Origin of the sequence: Mesorhizobium sp. M0060 (genome assembly GCF_040323155.1) — a bacterium.
Classification (GTDB): Bacteria; Pseudomonadota; Alphaproteobacteria; order Rhizobiales; family Rhizobiaceae; genus Mesorhizobium.
The window spans coordinates 1-16,637 of the sequence record NZ_JAMYUP010000021.1 but is presented as its reverse complement, the minus strand read 5'-3'; the positions used below and the strand labels follow the sequence as shown (position 1 = coordinate 16,637).

19 protein-coding genes are annotated in these 16,637 nt (G+C 62.9%); 7 read left to right on the top strand and 12 right to left on the bottom strand.

The window, feature by feature from the left end; genetic code table 11:
* Window positions 1-32: 32 nt before the first annotated feature.
* From NKJ94_RS20435 to NKJ94_RS20420, 4 genes are all read left to right on the top strand, one after another.
* On the top strand, window positions 33-827 hold the full coding sequence (locus NKJ94_RS20435; RefSeq protein WP_352517438.1) for an ABC transporter ATP-binding protein: 795 nt from the start codon (window positions 33-35) through the stop codon (window positions 825-827).
* Window positions 814-2,211, top strand: coding sequence for an ABC transporter permease subunit (locus NKJ94_RS20430; RefSeq protein WP_352527319.1), 1,398 nt, complete (start codon window positions 814-816; stop codon window positions 2,209-2,211). The genes NKJ94_RS20435 and NKJ94_RS20430 overlap by 14 nt, the downstream gene beginning before the upstream one ends.
* The gene (locus NKJ94_RS20425) at window positions 2,195-2,920 is read left to right on the top strand and encodes a LamG domain-containing protein (RefSeq protein ID WP_352517440.1); all 726 of its coding nucleotides are present in this window, start codon (window positions 2,195-2,197) and stop codon (window positions 2,918-2,920) included. The genes NKJ94_RS20430 and NKJ94_RS20425 overlap by 17 nt, the downstream gene beginning before the upstream one ends.
* A gap of 181 nt (window positions 2,921-3,101) precedes the next feature.
* Complete coding sequence (locus tag NKJ94_RS20420) at window positions 3,102-3,875, top strand: sulfite exporter TauE/SafE family protein (RefSeq protein WP_352527391.1); 774 nt, start codon at window positions 3,102-3,104, stop codon at window positions 3,873-3,875.
* Window positions 3,876-4,088: 213 nt separating this feature from the next.
* On the opposite strand, the gene NKJ94_RS20415 is transcribed toward NKJ94_RS20420, so the two are convergent.
* The 10 genes from NKJ94_RS20415 to NKJ94_RS20370 all read right to left on the bottom strand — a co-directional run bounded on the left by NKJ94_RS20415 (window position 4,089) and on the right by NKJ94_RS20370 (window position 13,307).
* Window positions 4,089-4,238 carry a hypothetical protein gene (locus NKJ94_RS20415; RefSeq protein ID WP_502896090.1) on the bottom strand — a complete coding sequence of 50 codons (150 nt, stop codon included), beginning with the start codon at window positions 4,236-4,238 and terminating at the stop codon, window positions 4,089-4,091.
* A 3-nt stretch (window positions 4,239-4,241) separates the two neighbouring features.
* On the bottom strand, window positions 4,242-5,225 hold the full coding sequence (locus NKJ94_RS20410) for an oligopeptide/dipeptide ABC transporter ATP-binding protein (protein WP_352527318.1): 984 nt from the start codon (window positions 5,223-5,225) through the stop codon (window positions 4,242-4,244).
* Window positions 5,218-6,231 (bottom strand): ABC transporter ATP-binding protein, encoded by a 1,014-nt coding sequence (locus tag NKJ94_RS20405; protein WP_023722128.1) that lies wholly within the window; start codon window positions 6,229-6,231, stop codon window positions 5,218-5,220. Before NKJ94_RS20405 ends, NKJ94_RS20410 begins: the two co-directional genes overlap by 8 nt.
* Entirely contained in the window at window positions 6,228-7,139 is a 912-nt protein-coding gene (locus NKJ94_RS20400; RefSeq protein WP_352527317.1) for an ABC transporter permease, read from the bottom strand. The genes NKJ94_RS20405 and NKJ94_RS20400 overlap by 4 nt, the downstream gene beginning before the upstream one ends.
* 4 nt (window positions 7,140-7,143) lie before the next feature.
* The gene (locus NKJ94_RS20395; protein ID WP_352527316.1) at window positions 7,144-8,085 is read right to left on the bottom strand and encodes an ABC transporter permease; all 942 of its coding nucleotides are present in this window, start codon (window positions 8,083-8,085) and stop codon (window positions 7,144-7,146) included.
* 28 nt (window positions 8,086-8,113) lie between these two features.
* The gene (locus NKJ94_RS20390; RefSeq protein ID WP_352527315.1) at window positions 8,114-9,676 is read right to left on the bottom strand and encodes an ABC transporter substrate-binding protein; all 1,563 of its coding nucleotides are present in this window, start codon (window positions 9,674-9,676) and stop codon (window positions 8,114-8,116) included.
* 163 nt (window positions 9,677-9,839) lie between these two features.
* A complete protein-coding gene (locus NKJ94_RS20385; protein WP_352527314.1) occupies window positions 9,840-10,280 on the bottom strand; it encodes a YqaA family protein in 441 nt (146 codons plus the stop codon).
* A gap of 9 nt (window positions 10,281-10,289) precedes the next feature.
* Entirely contained in the window at window positions 10,290-11,612 is a 1,323-nt protein-coding gene (locus tag NKJ94_RS20380; protein ID WP_352527313.1) for an MFS transporter, read from the bottom strand.
* Window positions 11,613-11,672: 60 nt separating this feature from the next.
* The gene (locus NKJ94_RS20375; protein WP_352527390.1) at window positions 11,673-13,016 is read right to left on the bottom strand and encodes a cation diffusion facilitator family transporter; all 1,344 of its coding nucleotides are present in this window, start codon (window positions 13,014-13,016) and stop codon (window positions 11,673-11,675) included.
* Window positions 13,017-13,025: 9 nt separating this feature from the next.
* Window positions 13,026-13,307, bottom strand: coding sequence for a metal-sensing transcriptional repressor (locus NKJ94_RS20370; RefSeq protein WP_352495699.1), 282 nt, complete (start codon window positions 13,305-13,307; stop codon window positions 13,026-13,028).
* Window positions 13,308-13,413: 106 nt separating this feature from the next.
* Between NKJ94_RS20370 and NKJ94_RS20365 the strand changes: the two genes are divergently transcribed.
* From NKJ94_RS20365 to NKJ94_RS20355, 3 genes are read left to right on the top strand one after another with little or no spacing between them, the layout of a single operon-like run.
* The gene (locus NKJ94_RS20365) at window positions 13,414-13,797 is read left to right on the top strand and encodes a hypothetical protein (protein WP_352527312.1); all 384 of its coding nucleotides are present in this window, start codon (window positions 13,414-13,416) and stop codon (window positions 13,795-13,797) included.
* Between the two features lie 48 nt (window positions 13,798-13,845).
* On the top strand, window positions 13,846-14,583 hold the full coding sequence (locus tag NKJ94_RS20360; RefSeq protein WP_352495696.1) for a HupE/UreJ family protein: 738 nt from the start codon (window positions 13,846-13,848) through the stop codon (window positions 14,581-14,583).
* A gap of 11 nt (window positions 14,584-14,594) precedes the next feature.
* Window positions 14,595-15,383, top strand: coding sequence for a hypothetical protein (locus NKJ94_RS20355; RefSeq protein WP_352527311.1), 789 nt, complete (start codon window positions 14,595-14,597; stop codon window positions 15,381-15,383).
* A gap of 164 nt (window positions 15,384-15,547) precedes the next feature.
* Here the strand turns inward: NKJ94_RS20355 and NKJ94_RS20350 are convergent, their stop codons facing one another.
* Complete coding sequence (locus tag NKJ94_RS20350) at window positions 15,548-16,261, bottom strand: HoxN/HupN/NixA family nickel/cobalt transporter (RefSeq protein ID WP_352527389.1); 714 nt, start codon at window positions 16,259-16,261, stop codon at window positions 15,548-15,550.
* Between the two features lie 21 nt (window positions 16,262-16,282).
* Window positions 16,283-16,637: DUF1007 family protein (locus tag NKJ94_RS20345; RefSeq protein ID WP_352527310.1), on the bottom strand; the 355-nt coding region annotated here is incomplete at its 5' end.

The window sequence follows — 16,637 nt, the reverse complement described above, 5'->3', positions numbered from 1 at the left end:
GCGCGCGTCCAACGGCGGAGTTCGGCCGGGCAATGCCCAATCGCACGCCGGGAGGGAATCAGCCGATGTTGATGCGAAGCCGGATGCCTGACAAGGCGCAAATCGCAACACCGCCAGCGAGCGGAGTCGCCCTTCGGGTCGACGCCTTGACAAAGCGCTACGGCCCGCAAACAGCGTTGGCGGACGTTGCCTTCACGGTCGAAGCCGGCGAAGTTCTCGGTCTCATCGGACCGAACGGAGCCGGCAAAACCACGTTGCTCGAAGCAGTTGCCGGCGTTCTTCCCGCCGACTCGGGGACGATTTTCTGGCACGGCGCCCCTCTGCCACCTGCATTGCGCCGGAGATCGATCTTCTACCTCCCCGACGGCCTCCGGCCGTGGCGCGACCAGTATGTCGAACGGGTGCTCGCGTTCTTCGCCGGTGTTTACCGGACATCGGACCTCGACGTCGCGGACACAGTTAGGGCGGTCGGACTTGCACCGGTGCTGAACAAGCGGGTGCTTGCATTGTCCAAAGGGTATGCCCGTCGACTGATGTTGGCGCTTGCCCTGATTACGCCGCATCCACTGCTGCTGATGGACGAGCCCTTCGACGGCTTCGACTTGCGACAGACCCGCGAGATCATGGACGTGCTGCGCAAGGTTGCGGCGCAGGGGCGCAGCCTCGTCCTCGCCATACACCAGCTGCTCGATGCCGACCGCATATGCGACCGTTTCGTCTTGCTCGCAGAAGGCCACGTGCGCGGCGTCGGGACCTTGGGCGACTTGCGGGAGCGTGCGGGGATCCTCTCCGGTGGGTTGGAGGAGGTTTTCCTTGCGCTCACCTGAGGCAGCGGTACCGCTCGACGCTCCCTTCGGCCCCTTGCTGGCCAAGGAGCTGCGGGAAATGGCGAGCGGCCGGCCGCTCTGGACAATGCTGCTGATGCTCTGCCCTCTCGTCGGCTTCAGCTTCTTTCAGGCCGTGTCGCTCTACGGCGAAACGAGCGCTACTGCCCTCACCTCGCCTGGGCTCGCGAGCGCACTATCCCCGCTGGACGGCGTACTGGTTCCGACGTTCGGCGGCTTCTACGTCGCCGTTACGCTGCTGTTTCCCTTTGTTGCCATACGCGTGCTCGGCAACGAAAAGGAGTCCGGCGCCTTGCGGCTCCTGATCCAGCTGCCCTATCGACCGCCGACTTTGATTGGCGCCAAGCTGGTCGCCGTCTTCGCAGCTTGGCTCATTGCCAGTATCCCTGCGCTCTCTGCGCTCGCGATTTGGGAGTTCATGGGCGGACATCTGTTCGTCGCCGAGACCCTGAATCTTGTTCTCGGACATCTCCTCTACGGCCTGTTGGTCGGCGCCATCGCGTTATTCGCAGCTGCGCTTACCGAGAGCGCGGCAACCGCGGCGATTGTCACACTCGGCTTCACACTCGGATCGTGGGTCATCGACTTCGCGGCGGCCAGCCAACCCGACCTCCTTGGCTGGTCGTCGCGGCTGTCGCTCACGCAAACGCTGCACACCTTTGAGCTCGGATTGTTGTCGCTCAGTTTGGTCGTCGGGGTGCTTGCGGCGATTCTTGGATTTGCCGCACTCGCTGCCATCTGGCTCCCCATGGGTGCTACCGTGCGCATCAAGCTTGTCCGTTCGCTCATCTGCCTCGTGGCGACCTGTCTTGTGATGGTCGCGGCTACCCAGATCAGATGGTCGGCCGATGCGACCGAGGACCGACGGAACTCTTTCTCGCTTGCCGACCAACAGGCCCTGGCGCACCTCAGCGATCAGTTGACCGTCACCGTTCACCTGGCGCCCGAAGACCCCCGGTACGCCGATTTGCGAACAAGCGTCCTATCGAAGCTCGAGCGGGTCATTCCACGGATTGTCATCCGTTTTGCAGGCGACCAGCAGAGTGTTGTCGGCAGCGCAAGCGATGAGTCGTATGGCGAAGTCGAGTACAGCTATGGCGGCCGGTCGGCCGTCAGTCGATCGACCGGCACCGAGGAGGTACTGCCGCTCCTTTATGGGCTCGCAAATGTACCCCTGCCCGTGCCGGCGACCGGGGCCGGCGATTATCCCGGCTATCCGCTCGTCGCGGCTCCGTGGATCGCGCTTCCCTGGTTCGTCGGCGGCCTGCCGCTGCTCGTCTGGGTTGCTTGGTGGCGGAGCCGCCGCGCACCGGCCATCAAATACACTTCAAGCCAGAAGGAGATCAGCCGTGAACATCTTACATAGCCTCAAGACAATTGCCGCGGCAGGTGTCGGCTTGGTGGCCTTGCTGCTGCCCGCTTCGGCGGGTTCGCCGGACATCGTCAATTTTTCGGACGAGGAAGTTGGCACAGATTCGAAGGCGATGCCCGGCGTGGTAGGCATTTGGCGGATCGAAACGGAAGGCGACAACAAGGTGTTGGCCGTCGACGGGCGCCAATGGAAGGAGGGACAGACTTCCGCTGGTCTCGCAGACAAGGCGCGGGCCCTCTATGGGGAGCGGTACGCCGAGTTCCTCGACCGCGTCCAGGCCTATGCATACTTCCCCTATGCTGTTCTTGAGGGCGTGCCGGATTTCCGCGATGGAGAGATCGCCGTCCGTTTCGAGGGCATCAGCGGCCGCATCGACCAGGGTGCAGGGATATTGTTCAACCTTAAGCCCAATGGCGACTATCTCACGATTCGCGCCAACCCTCTGGAGAACAACCTTGTGTTGTGGAAGTTCGAAAAGGGGAAACGCTCGTCGGTGACCTGGGTCAAGAACACCCCAACCTCAACCCATGAATGGCACGACCTGAAGGTGCGCATCGCCGGCACCAAGGTCGAAGGCTATGTCGACGGCAAGCTCTACCTGCAGGACACGCTGCCTGAGCCGGTGACCGGGCGTGTTGGCTTGTGGTCGAAGGCCGACAGTCACGTGTATTTTGATGACTTCACCGTAACTCCGGCTGGTTAGGCGGTACGCTTTCAACCAGCTTTCAAAGCTAGTACGGTGCGCCGGAGTCCGGTCTTCCGGGCGCCCGCGTTTGGCCCGGTAACGGGTGATTATTTCCATTGCACACGAGACTCAAAGGCGGGCCGGGTTTTTGCGAACCGATGCGTTCGGAACGATCGAAGGCCCGCTTCGTTCTGATCCGATGGACTGGATTAGACTAGGCCTCCTGGCGTTGGCGGGGTTCCTCACCTGGGCGCTGAACACCCTCTCGGCCGGAGGCGGAGGTCTATTGCTGATCCCCGCCGTGACTTTCATCACAGCGAGCGCGGCGGTTGCGCCGGTCATCACCTTGACCGAGCTCATCGGCAATCCCATTCGCGCCCTGGCCTTCCGGCGCGACATCGATTGGAGCCTGGTCCGTTGGTACCTGCCCGGCGCCATCGCCGGCGCCGCTGCGGGCTCCTGGCTCTTCGCCAACAGTCGGGCGGAATGGCTCCAGATACTCATAGGGATCTATCTGATCAGTGCAGTCTGGGAATTTCGCGGCGGCGCGCGCGAGCGGAGCTACCGAGCCCGCCGCTGGTGGTTCCTCCCGGCCGGCCTGATCGTCGCGCTGTTGTCGGCGCTGATGGGCACGGTGGGACCCGTCTTGAATTCGCTCTATCTGAACTACGGTTCGGAGAAGGAGACGTTGGTCGCCACGAAATCGGTGAACTCGTTTGTGACAGATGTCATCAAGATCGCGGTATTCACCGGACTCGGCGCGCTCGGTGGTCAGGCGGTCATGTACGGCGTAGCCGCGGGTTTGGGCGCTGCCCTTGCCAATCTGCTGGCCAAGCCTTGGCTCGAACGCCTGAGTGGACGACAGTTCCGCGGCCTTGTGGTCGCGCTCATGGCTGTGAGTGGAGCGCTGATGATCTGGAACCAGCACAGCTTCGTTGTGCAGGCCTGGCGCGCGGCCACAGGAATGTCTTAACAATGTCGCTGTTGGCTGGAGCGCTGCGCCGTAGCTTGGTTGACCGGTCGCGCGATGCGCAGAAGCTGGCGAAGGCCTGCGCGCAGCCCTCGACAAGGTCGCCGTCAAAAAGAGCTACTAGGCTTCCCGTCCGCCTATATCAGACGGGGCTCTTCGGCTGGTTTCTTCGAACCAGCCGACCTAACCAGCTCAGCTTCGAGAAGATTCGCGACGTCAGATGACGCTCTGCGTCACGGCGGCAAGAACAAGATAATGGCCGACTTTGGCGGCAGTGACCAACAAAACGAAAACCCGAAAAAGCTCGCGCAGGACACCGGCAATGACGGTCAGCTTCGCGAAACGCGTTGGGCGCAGAAACGCCATCTTTCAGATAACCGGGCGGCGGCCGCTATCGGCCAGATGACAGGCTGCAACGCCGCCATGCGGCACGGATCGCAGCATTGGTTCCTCGACCCGGCAGACATCGATCGCCACCGGACAGCGCGTGTTGAATCGACACCCCGGAGGCGGCGCGCTCGGGCTTGGCGGATCGCCGGCGAGAATGATCCGGCGGCGTCCCGCTTCGATGCGGGGATCGGGAGAAGGAACAGCCGACAGCAGCGCCTGGCTGTAGGGATGGGCCGGCTCGCGAAACAGCGGGCGGGTCAGGCCGGCTTCCGAGATGCGGCCGAGATACATCACCGTCACGTCCGAGCAGACCTCGCGGACGATCGCCAGATCGTGCGCGACAATGACAATGGTCAGACCAAGCTGCTTCTGCAGCGACGTGAACAGGTTGACGATCTGCGCCCGGATCGAAACATCGAGCGCGCTGAGCGGTTCGTCGCAGACCAGTATGGACGGCTTCAGCGCAAGCGCGCGCGCAATCGAAACGCGCTGCCGCTGGCCGCCGGAGAGTGACCTTGGCAAACGGTCGAGCACCGTCGCAGGCAGCGCAACCAGGTCCAGAAGCTCGGCGATGCGGCGGCGGCGCTCGACTGATGAGCCGAAGCGATGGATCTGCAGCGGCTCCTCCAGCGTCTGGTAGACGCTCTGGCGGCGGCTCATCGACCCCAACGGGTCCTGAAAGACGAACTGGACTTCGCGGCTGAACGACTTCCTGTCCGATTTCAGCCATTCGGCGCGATCCCTTCCCCCAATCAGGACGGTGCCTTCGCTCTCCTTCTGCAAACCGACGATGGTGCGGGCCAGCGTGGTCTTGCCGCAGCCGGACTCGCCGACGATGCCGTGGAACGCGCCGCGCGCGACCGTCAGGTTTATGCCATCGACCGCCCGCACCGCGCCGACACCCGAACGGTTGGCGAAATGGACCTTTAGTCCCCTGACCTCGATCGCCGCGACATCAGACATGGACGGCGATCCCCTCTCGTTTCAGCACGACCGGGCAAGCCACACGGTGCGGGCTCGTCGACGCGGATATCGTCTGCAACGGCGGCCGGTGCTGCCGGCAACCGGCTTCGACCAGTTCGCAGCGCTCGGCAAACCGGCAACCCGGTTCCAGCCGGATCTGGTTTGGCGGCAGGCCCGGTATCTCGCGGGTCGCCGCGCGTTCGTCGGCGCGAAAATCCGGCACCGATGCGAGCAGCCCGCGCGTATAGGGATGGACCGGCCGGGTCAGCACATCCATCGCCGTCCCCTCCTCCGCCACTTGGCCGGCGTAAAGCACGATGACGCGGTCGGCGACGGAAGCGACCACGCCGATATCGTGCGTGATCAGCACGACCGCGATGCCATCCTCGCGCTGGATCTGACGGATGAGCTCCAGGATTTGCGCCTGGACGGTGGCGTCCAGCGCCGTGGTCGGCTCGTCTGCGATCAGCACGCGCGGCCGGGCCGCCAGCGCCAGCGCGATCATCGCCCGCTGCAGCATGCCGCCCGACATTTCGTGCGGATAGCGGTTGTAGCGATCCTCAGGGTCCGGAATGCCGGAGCGTGCCAGAAGCGAGACCGCTTCCTTGCGCGCGGCCTCATGCGACAGGCCGGCGAAGCGGCGCGCCTGGCGGGCCAGCTGCGGGCCGATTTTCAGCATCGGGTTCAACGCGCTCATCGGGTCCTGGAAAATCACGCCGAAATAGCGCCCGCGCAGGTCCGACAATTGCCGGGAACCGATGCTGAGCAGTTCGCTTCCGTCGGCTCGCGCCGATCCCTTCATGTCCACGGTCACGCCCTCGGGCAGCAGGCCGAGCGGACCGAGCGTCATTACGGTCTTTCCCGAACCGCTTTCGCCGACGACCGCGACCGTTTCTCCGGGACGGACGTTGAACGACACCCCGTCCACCGCCCGCACCGAAACGGTGGTGGCGTAGAGGTCGATGACCAAATCTTCGATGGAATAGATCGGCTGAGCGTCGCTCATGCTGAAGTCGTTCCCGTTTCGACGGCGTTACGCTCGGCTTCTTCGCGAGCGCGCGCCTTTCGGCGTCTGCGCAAGGTCGCGCCGCGAACCGGCCGCGGCACCTTTTGCAATGCGAAGGCTTCGCCCAGAAGGTTGAAGCTGACCACGACCAGCGTCAGCGCCAGACCGGGCAGCACGACGAGGCGCGGCACCTCCTCGATGTAGCTCATGCCGTCGACCAGCATCTGGCCCCATTCCGGTGTCGGCGGTGCGACGCCAAGTCCGAGAAAGCTGAGCGTGGCGATGGCCAGCACAAGCGCGCCGGCGTCGGCGCTTGCATAGACCACGACGAGGGCAAGCACATGCGGCAGGATATGGCGAACAAAAATCCACAGATGACCGGCGCCCATCACGCGGGCCGCCTCGATATAGGGCTGCTGCAGCTCGGCGGTGACGACGGCGCGGCTCATGCGGGCATAGTTCGCCCACCACGCCAGGGTGAGCGCCGTGATCATCGACCAGTAGCCGGTGCCCAGAATGCCGATCAACGCCAGCGCGATCACCAAGCTGGGAAGTGCCAGCGCAATGTCGATGATGCTGATAAGGACGAGCTCGACACGGCCGCCGACATAGCCGGCGAAGGAGCCGATCGTGACGCCGATCGCCAGCGCGGCGACAAGCACGATCACCATCGCCACCAGGGAAATGCGGGCGCCACCGACGATGCGGCTGAAGACGTCTCGGCCGAGATAGTCGGTGCCGAGCCAGTGGTTCCAGCTCATGCCCTCCAGTGTCGCCGAATAGTCCTGCGCACTTGGATCGTAAGGCATGATCGCAGGAGCGAAGATGCCGATCAGCACAAAGCCGATTACGGGGAGCAGCACCAGCCACGGCCAGTCCTTGATGTCCCTGATAGCGGAAATGTTCATCGCCTCATGCTCCCCGCGCCCGGCGCATTCGCGGATCCGCGACGATGCAGATCATGTCGACGATGAAATTGACCATGACGAAGAAGACGACAAACAGCAGCAGCACCGACTGCATGCCGATGAAGTCGCGGAAACGTATCGCCTCGATGAAAAAGGCACCGACGCCGCGCAATGCAAATACCGTCTCGACGACGATCGATCCGATGATCATCAGCGTGAATTGCGCGCCGAATGTCGTCAGGAACGGAATGGCGATGTTGGGCAGCGCCTCGCGCAGCAGCACCTGCGTTCTGGTAAAGCCTTTTGCGAAGCCCGTTGTCGCAAACGGCCGCGACATCGCTTCCTGGAGGTTGACCCGAACGACGCGGCTGAGAACGGAGGCCGGGAACAGCGCGATCGTCACCCACGGCAGAAGCCACGAGGTGAAGCCGCTGGTGCCGAAGGTGGGCACCCAGCCGAGCATGACCGAAAACACGATGACCAGCAGCGCCGCCACGAAGAAGTTCGGGGTCGACGCGCCGATCAGCGAAAATGCATGGAGGAACCTGTCCATCACGCCACCATTGCTGACGGCGCCGGCAATGCCGAGCGCGATCGAGAAAATGAAGGCGAGAATGCCGCCGCCGGCAAGCAGAGCCGCCGTCATCGGAATGCGGGCGGCAAACTCCGAAGAGATCGGCTTTCCCGTTCGCAGCGATATGCCGAAATCCCCGGCCAGCGCGCCGGAAAGCCAGCGTCCGTAGCGGATCGGCAACGGGTCGTAGAGACCGAGCTCGTTGCCAATCTTGGCGATCATTTGCGCGTCAGCGCCAGGACCTGCCGCACGCTCGGCAATGAGCGCCGCAACATTGCCCGGAGCCGCCGCAACCAGGGCGAATGTCAGCGCGGATGCCGCCAGGATCAAAAGGCAGGCAAGCAGCATCCGTCGCAGGATCGTGCGTTTCATCGTCAGGCCTCACTCGGGCTCGAACTCTTCAGGCCTTCAGCGTGATCGCCTTGAACGGCAGGTCATAGTCGGTCGCCGGAAGCGAGAAATTCTCCGCGCGCGGATTGTGGGCCCACAGCCGCTGGCTGACGACGAGCGGACAGATGGCGGTGTTGTCGTAGAGCCAGTCGTAGAGGGCCTGCATCTTCAGGTCGCGTTCGGCGCCGCTCGCCTCGAGCGCAGCCTTGACTACGCCGTCGAGCGCGTCCGAGACATAGATCTTGCCGTCGGGCCCGCTGTCCGCCGTCGAGACGAAGGCATTGCCCAGCGTGCCGTGCGGATCGTAGGGCGCGCCATAGGTGGTGAAGAAAGCGAGATCATAGTCGAAGGCCGGACGCCGTTCATGCATGGTGGCATTGTCCACCGAGGAGACTTGGACCTGGAAACCAACCTCGGACAATTGACCCTGGATCATTTCGGCGATGCGCCGCGATCCCGGCAGGGACTCTTCGGAAACCAGAAAGTCGATGGTCAGAGGAGAGCCAGCCTTGGTCCAGGCGCCGCCGCTCTCTGCCCAGCCCCCGTCGGCAAGTATCTTCTTGGCCGCCGCCACGTCACGCACCGGCACGTCATGCCGCTTGCCCGACGACGGCACGTTCGCCGGGAACAGATCGGCGGCCGGGTCGGCAAAGCCCTCGAACAGGACCTTGGCGATCGCCGCCCGGTCGACCGATGCATAGACGGCATCGCGAACGGCCTTGTCGGCGATGATCTTCGACTTCGGCGAATAGCCGAGCAGCATCGTCGCGGTGCCCGGCTCGGCAACAACCTTCATGCCGTCGCTTTCCAGCGCACGGGCGCGGCGCGGCGATAGCGTCGCCACCCAGTCGCCACCGATGACATCGAGGTCGCCTGAGCGGAGGCCGTTGGCACGAGCGAGTTCATCGGGAACCACCTTCAATTCCATGCGGCTGAAAAGCGGCTTCTCGCCCCAGTATTTGTCGTTGCGAACGAGGCTGGTGCCGCTCGAATCGTATTTTTCGACGATCCATGGACCGGTTCCGATCGGCGCCGTCTGCTTGCCATCCTTGTCGACTGCCTTGGGCGACAGGAAACGAACTGGGCGGACGATGGTGAGTTCGAGCAGTGCGGCCGGCACCGGTCGCTTCAGCTTGACCGTCAGCTTGTTTGGTCCATCGGTGACAATGCTGTCGAACGCATCGGAAATGCCGATCCAGGAGAAGTCGCTCACCCCCATCCATCGCTTGAGGTTCCATTCGGCTGCGGTGGAATCGAACGGCGTGCCGTCGCTGAAGGTCACGCCTTCACGCAGATCGAAAGCGATCGAAAGCTGATCGTCGGCAATGGTCCATTTGGTGGCAAGTCCCGGCTCAAGCGCACCGTTCTGGCCGTAGTGGATCAGCGCATCGAAGACGATGGTGTAGGTGCTCAGCGTTGAAACATTCTGCAGCAGGTCGAGATCGCCGGTCTCCGCGGAGATGGCAATCTTCAGCGTGTCGTTGGTTTCGGAAAAGGCGGTGCGTGGCAGCGCGGCGGCGAAGGCAAGGCCGGCGGTGGAAACAAGGAAATTGCGGCGGTCGAGAGTGATCATTTCAGTTCCCCATTTTTGATTGATTGGTAGCGATTGTACACATGCATTCCCATTTGTATAGACATATTCGGCGCCAATCCAAGTTGGCGCGCAGCGCTGCGCTTGGCAAAGGAAAGCGCCATCCCGCGTAATGTCGCCGTGCCGGCGCGGGTCTCGACAAGCGCTAAGTCCAGCTCAGCGTCATCGCCGCCAGCGCGAGGTAGCGGCCGACCTTCGCGATCGTGACGATCGCAAGGAAGCTCCAGAATGGCTCCCGCAGCGCCCCCGCCACGACCGTCAGCGGATCGCCGACGAGAGGCAGCCAGCTCAACAGCAGCGACCATCGTCCATAGCGCTGATACCATCGCGTCGCGCGCGTCAACGCGGAGGGCTTTACCGGGAACCATTTGCGGTTGCGAAAGCGATCGATCCCCCGGCCGAGCCACCAGTTGACGATCGAGCCGAGCACATTGCCTGCGCCTGCGAAAGCGATGAGCAGAGCCGGAGCATGGCTTCCTGTCAGGAGCAGTCCCGCAAGGGCTGCTTCCGATTGCATCGGCAGAATGGTCGCCGCGGCAAACGCGGTCAGGAAAAGACCGCCATAGATGGCGAGCTCGCCAGACATTTCGAGCTCTCAGCTTGCCGTGGGCCATTTCGGGTGCCGATCATCGACGACGTAGCCATGCGAATGCTCATAGCCCGCTTCCGACCATACTGCGTCGCCGATGTGCCGGTCGTCCTTAGGCAGATCGACATGCGTATGCACAAGCACGTCGGGATCGTGTTTCGGCCAGAGCCAGATCGCGGCAAGCAGGGCTGCGGCGCCAATGATGCCGAGCAGAATGAAGGTGAAGGGCAATCCCATTGCTGCACCGACGCGCCCGGCAATGGGATAGGTGATCAACCAGCAGGCATGCGAAAGCGCGAATTGGGCAGCAAACAGAGCGGGCCGGTCGACGGCATCGGCGGAACGCCTGATCAATCGGCCCGAAGGCGTCTGCGCCAGCGAATAGCCGAGCCCCAGCACGAACCAGAGCGGCAGCAGCAGATAGTAGCTGCCGGCGAGCGGTCCTACCAGCACGCCCGCGACCAGGATCGCGGCGCCCGAGAGCATCGCAACCCGGTCCGGGACATTTTCCAAAAGCCGCGGGAGGGCAAGGGCTGCAATCATCGATCCGCCGCCGAAGGCTGCGAGCGCCAGCGCCGTGTCGCTTTGGGAAAGGCCGAACTGCGCCTGTACCAGGACGACCGTGTTGACGATCACCATCGCGCTTGCCGCCGCGATGGCGAGATTGAGCGCCAGCAGGCCGCGCAATCGCGGCGTCGCCAGATAGATGCGGATTCCGCGCGTCGTGCGCTCATAGATGCCGCGCGGCTCCGAGGCTTGCGGGCTGGGCAGCACCACGGAGACGACCAGCGCCGCGGACGCCAGGAAGCCGACAACCGTACCGGCGAACAGGCCGTGGAAGCTGATGACGGAAAGCAGCGCCGCCGCCAGCATGGGACTGACGACGCTTTCCAGGTCGTAGGCCAGTCGCGACAGCGACAGGGCCCGCGTGTAGTCCTTCTCCTCGGGCAGCACGTCAGGGATCGAGGCCTGGAAGGCCGGAGTGAAGCCTGCCGACGCCGACTGCAGGACGAAGATGAGAAGATATACCTGCCAGACTTCGGTAACGAAGGGCAGGAACACCGCGACCGCAGCCCGGATGAGGTCGAGCGAAACCAGCATGGTGCGGCGCGGCAGGCGCTCGGCGAACGCAGCGGCGACAGGCGCCACGCCGACATAGGCGATCATCTTGATGGCGAGCGCCGTGCCGAGCACCGCGCCGGAATCGGCGCCGGCAAGATCATAGGCCAGCAGCCCGAGCGCCACGGTGGCAAGGCCGGTGCCGATCAGGGCGATGACCTGGGCCAGGAAGAGATGACGGTAAGTGCGATTGGCCAGGACCTGAAGCATATTTGTCTTCTTGCAGCGGATGACGGTTCGTCGAGAACTGGCGCGAACGGCCTGCCTGTCTCAGTGATGGTGACCTTCCGGCTCGACCATCTTGAACGGCAGCACCTGCTCGCGACCCTTCGCGGCCAGGATCAACCTCGCCTGGAACTCATGCGGCTCGGCAGGGGCGACGGTGCTCTCAAGCCGATGATGGTTGTCAGCGGCGGGCTCGAGGCGAAGCGTCTCTGGCCCTTCGGGTCGATCGATGATCACCGTCGCCGTCAGATCGTCGGCGTGGCGATCGATGGTCAGCCGCATCCGCTCGCCAGCCGGTGTATCGACGATTTCCAATGTTCCTGCAGCCAGATCGCAGGCGACCTTGAAGGGCGCCGGCGCATGATGGTGAGCATGAAATGTTTCTGCGCCAGTGACGGCCGGCCCGGCCGGGCTCACCAGGCGGACATTGGCTTCGGCCAACGCCGGCAAGTGGGCGAACAACTCCTGCTTGAGGGCTTCGGTTACGCCCAGCACGTCCTTGGCCGTCGCCGTCTCCGGTACACTGACGGCGACGTCGGCATGCAGACGATGTCCGATCCAGCGCGCCTGCACGCTTTCAACGCGCCCGATGCCGGACACGTGTTCGGCGGCATGATGGATTTCATCGACGATGGCAGGCTCGACTCCGTCGAGCATGCGCGTGAGGACGGCTTTCGACGACTGCCAGACGATGGCGAAGATCGCCACGGTGATCAACAGTCCGATGATCGGATCGGCAAGCGGAAAGCCCAGCCAGACGCCGATAGCGCCAAGGACGACTGCCAGGCTGGTGAAGCCGTCGGTGCGGGCATGGTAGCCGTCCGCGATCAGCGCCGCGCTGTTGATCTCTCGGCCGACGCGGATGCGAAATACGGCCACCGCTTCATTGCCGATGAAGCCTATGAGGCCGGCGATGGCGACCCAGCCGAGAAACGCGATGGGACGCGGATTGATCAGCCTGTCGATCGCTTCATAGCCTGCGACGATGGCGCTGAAAAGAATGATGAGAACGATGACGATCCCGGCCAGATCCTCGACGCGGCCCAGGCCGTAGGTGAACGCCTTGCTCGGTTTGCGGCGGACCAGCATGAAGGCGATCCACAGCGGGACGGCGGTGACCGCGTCGCCGATATTGTGGATGGTGTCGGCCAGCAGCGCCACGCTGCCGGAGAGGAACACGACCACAAGCTGGAGCGCTGCCGTGACGGCCAGAACGACGAATGACCATTTGATTGCCCAGATGCCGCGCGTCGTCGTGGCGATCGTCGGATCGATGACGCCGTGGGTGTGGCCATGGCCGCCATCACCATCACCATGATCATGTCCATGGCCGCCGAAGCCCTGCGTCATCGGACCGAAGCCGAACCAGTCGCGTATCTTATCCATTATGGTGTTCTCTCACAGGTACTTGGTGATATCCTTGAACTCGTCGATCGAGCGGCGCTGCTCGCGCGCCAGCGGCCCGACGACGTCTTCAAGGCAATGGTTGAGATGATCCTGGATCAGGGTCTTCTTGGCTTGCGCGATGGCCCTCTCGACAGCATGGAGCTGCTGGGCAAGATCGAGGCAGGGCCGGCCCGCTTCGATCATTTCGATCACGCCCTTCAGATGTCCGCCAGCCCGCTTCAGGCGCTTGACGATATCGGGATGGGTTTCGTGGGTATGAGGCTGCTCGCTCATCTCTTGATACTATCCTCTTGGAGGGGATACAACAAGCCTCAAAGAGGCCTCGATTCCGGTGCAGTCAACAACCATTCGTTAGGATTTTGGAGAATAATCGCCGTTCATGCCGAATCGGATCCACAGCACAGTTTTTTGTCTGGTCATCGCTTTAGCGATGATGTTCGGCGTGCTGCGTCCTTTCGGCTATTCGACCTCACACGATCCGATCGCGATTGCCACCGCGGTTGAACGTCACGGCAGAGCCGCCGCGCAGATCGAAGATCATGACCACGCACACGATGACGGCGTTGCCGACGAGCAGAGCGCTGGCCATTTTCACGGGCACGATGCGGCAGACCATTCGCACGAGACGGCGAGCACGCCTGTCGGGTTCGCACCGACCTTTCCGCAGGTCGAACGGAGCTGGCTGAATTATCCGCCGACTTTCCTCGATCCGGGCACGACATTCCGGCTTGAGCGACCGCCGAGGCCATTCCTCGCCGCATGATCGCGGCCGCTCACGCGGCCACCCTCAACGACGAAGATTGGAAATTTTATGCAAGGACCCTTCGACCGGGGCCGACCACGCGCGCGTCGCACGTGTGGGCGATCCGTCCTTCCCCTGCTTATCGCTCTCCTGACCCTGCCGCTGCTGACCGGAGCGGCCTTTGCCCATGCTGTCGCTGCCGGCGACAAGGGCTACATCCAGGAAATCTCGGGCATCAACGTGCTGCCCTTCATCTATCTCGGCGCCAAGCACATGGTGACCGGATACGACCACATCCTGTTCCTGTTCGGGGTAATCTTCTTCCTCTACCGGATGAAGCATATCGGCATCTATGTCAGCCTGTTCGCGCTCGGCCACTCCACGACCATGCTGCTCGGCGTCTATTTCAACGTCGGCATCAACAGCTACATCATCGACGCGATCATCGGCCTGTCCGTAGTCTACAAGGCGCTCGACAATATGGGCTCTTTCCAGCGATGGCTCGGCTTCCAGCCGAACACCAAGATCGCGACGCTGGTCTTCGGCTTCTTCCATGGTTTCGGCCTGTCGACGAAGATCATCGAATACAACATCTCGCCGGACGGCCTGGTGCCCAACCTTTTGGCCTTCAATGTCGGCGTCGAGATCGGCCAGCTCTTGGCTCTTGGCGCCATCCTGATCGTGATGGGCTACTGGCGCCGGACACGAAGTTTCTGGCGCCACGCCTATACCGCAAACGTCATCATGATGACGGCTGGTTTCCTGCTGATCGGATATCAGCTCACCGGCCTGTTCGTCGCCGCATAAGGAACCGAATCATGTACAACACCGACCTTCCCAGCCGCGCCGATTTGCCGACGTCAGCGCAGCTCAAGCGCTCCACCTTCATTGCCGCGCTGACGGCTTTCGCATTGCTCATCACGGTCGTCATGCCGTCCGAGTATGCGATCGACCCGACCGGAGCAGGCAGATTGCTCGGCCTCACCAGAATGGGCGAAATCAAGACACAGCTGGCAGCCGAGGCGGCAGCCGACGAAATGGCCAGCGCGAAGGCACCAACCGAGCGGATGACGCAAATGGTCCCTCCAGCCGAGTTGATGGCGCGCATGGACCGAATTGAAAACCTCCTCGTCGCCCTGACCGCCGAACGGCCTGCTTTGCAGCCGTCGCCAACTGGGGAGGCCGTTGCCCAAGACAATGTGACAGTTGGAGAGATCGCTCCTGCCGAGGCTCCGGCCATTGCTACAACGCCTGCCACCGAAGCAACCTCGGAAGCCCCGATCCAGCCAGATGGAAGGCAAGACGAGCTATCCTTCACGTTGGCGCCAGGCCAGGGTGCCGAAGTCAAGCTCGTGATGCGGCAGGGCGCCAAGGCAAACTTTTCCTGGACAGCTGACGGTGGCGTGGTGAACTTCGAGACGCACGGCGATGGCGGCGGTCAGTCCGTCAGCTATGAAAAGGGTCGCAGCGTTCCAGCTGACGAAGGTGCCATTGAAGCCGCCTTCGATGGAAATCACGGTTGGTTCTGGCGCAACCGCGGTGGCAGCGACGTGACCTTGACGATCCAGACTGAAGGCGACTACATCGACATCAAGCGTATGATCTAGCGCATACAGGGTCGCCCGGCGCCACTTCGACCGTCGGGCGTCACCTATCCGTCTGTTCCACCGACGAGCGCAGATGCGCGTCGAAGCTTTGCGCCGCGACGAAGACACGGCTGACCTTCAGGTAAACGGGTCTTGATCCACCGCTCGATCTGGTTCACGGCATTTCAGCCCGACGTGATCTGCCAAACGGCTACGCCGGCAAGCGCCAAGCCGGCAGCGCCCTCAATGGCTCGGGAAATGGCATCGAACAGGCGTGGCCGGCTATCGAAAAAATGCACCAGACGTTCACGAAACAGGATCGACAGCATCGCAACGCAAGACAGCGTCAGCGCCACGCCGGCCATCATGGTGATTGCAAAAAGAATGCCGGCGACCGGAACGCCTCTGGATATCGCAAAGGTCATCACGAAAAGCGTCAGCGGGCATGGGATCAGGCCGGCCATGACGCCGACGGCCTCGCCCTCATGCTTGTGGTGATGGCCGTGGCTCAATGCGCGCCAGAGCATCCAAATGCCGATCAGGCCAAGCAGGCCCCGACTGACGTCTTCCAGCAGCGGGGCGCGGCCAACACTGCCCAGGGCAATCGATACCAACGGCAACGAGAGCGCCGCGATCAGCACGGCAATCGTTACATGCGTGAAGGAGAGTGTCAGCGACACCAGAAGCCCACGCCGGACGCTGGCGTCCGATCCTGCCAGATAGGTGGCCAGGACAGCCTTGCTATGGCCCGGCGTCAGCGCATGCGCCGCACCGAACAGAATGCCCATGGGCAGAAAGGCCGTGAACGCCAGCCAACCGCCGCCGGCCGCAAGCAGTTTGATCTGCTCGGCCAGCGCCAGGTAAATCGTGCGTTGGAACTCGACCAGCGTCTGGAACATTGCCATCGAACCGGCTCCGGGTCAGCCGCACGTCAATTCGAGGCGCGTCGCGAAAATCTTGCCGAGATCGGTCCCCGTCGGATCACTGAAGAACGCGTCTGTCAGGCTCTTCTGGTTCTGCGCGATGGCCGTGTCCGGATCTGGACGGACGACGGAACGTGAGCAGCCTTGCGGCAGACCGGCCACCGCAAGCTTGTCGTCGTCGGTAAAATCGATTGCCGTGTAGAAGGTCGGATCGTAGACACCGATACTGACTTTTCCAGCAAGGGCCAACGGGTCCTTCGGCTGCGTTTCGAACTGGACGACGAGTTGATCGTTTTCATAGCTGACGCTGAACTTCGGCGGTGGCGCCATCGTCACGTCCTTGCCGTTCAAG

Bases quoted from the DNA above. Each gene is read 5' to 3' on its own strand.
- NKJ94_RS20435 (WP_352517438.1), top strand. From the start codon at position 33: ATGCCCAATCGCACGCCGGGAGGGAATCAGCCGATGTTGATGCGAAGC.
- NKJ94_RS20420 (WP_352527391.1), top strand. From the start codon at position 3,102: ATGGACTGGATTAGACTAGGCCTCCTGGCGTTGGCGGGGTTCCTCACC.
- NKJ94_RS20415 (WP_502896090.1), bottom strand. From the start codon at position 4,238: ATGGCGTTTCTGCGCCCAACGCGTTTCGCGAAGCTGACCGTCATTGCC.
- NKJ94_RS20410 (WP_352527318.1), bottom strand. From the start codon at position 5,225: ATGTCTGATGTCGCGGCGATCGAGGTCAGGGGACTAAAGGTCCATTTC.
- NKJ94_RS20405 (WP_023722128.1), bottom strand. From the start codon at position 6,231: ATGAGCGACGCTCAGCCGATCTATTCCATCGAAGATTTGGTCATCGAC.
- NKJ94_RS20400 (WP_352527317.1), bottom strand. From the start codon at position 7,139: ATGAACATTTCCGCTATCAGGGACATCAAGGACTGGCCGTGGCTGGTG.
- NKJ94_RS20395 (WP_352527316.1), bottom strand. From the start codon at position 8,085: ATGAAACGCACGATCCTGCGACGGATGCTGCTTGCCTGCCTTTTGATC.
- NKJ94_RS20390 (WP_352527315.1), bottom strand. From the start codon at position 9,676: ATGATCACTCTCGACCGCCGCAATTTCCTTGTTTCCACCGCCGGCCTT.
- NKJ94_RS20385 (WP_352527314.1), bottom strand. From the start codon at position 10,280: ATGTCTGGCGAGCTCGCCATCTATGGCGGTCTTTTCCTGACCGCGTTT.
- NKJ94_RS20380 (WP_352527313.1), bottom strand. From the start codon at position 11,612: ATGCTTCAGGTCCTGGCCAATCGCACTTACCGTCATCTCTTCCTGGCC.
- NKJ94_RS20370 (WP_352495699.1), bottom strand. From the start codon at position 13,307: ATGAGCGAGCAGCCTCATACCCACGAAACCCATCCCGATATCGTCAAG.
- NKJ94_RS20365 (WP_352527312.1), top strand. From the start codon at position 13,414: ATGCCGAATCGGATCCACAGCACAGTTTTTTGTCTGGTCATCGCTTTA.
- NKJ94_RS20360 (WP_352495696.1), top strand. From the start codon at position 13,846: ATGCAAGGACCCTTCGACCGGGGCCGACCACGCGCGCGTCGCACGTGT.
- NKJ94_RS20355 (WP_352527311.1), top strand. From the start codon at position 14,595: ATGTACAACACCGACCTTCCCAGCCGCGCCGATTTGCCGACGTCAGCG.
- NKJ94_RS20350 (WP_352527389.1), bottom strand. From the start codon at position 16,261: ATGTTCCAGACGCTGGTCGAGTTCCAACGCACGATTTACCTGGCGCTG.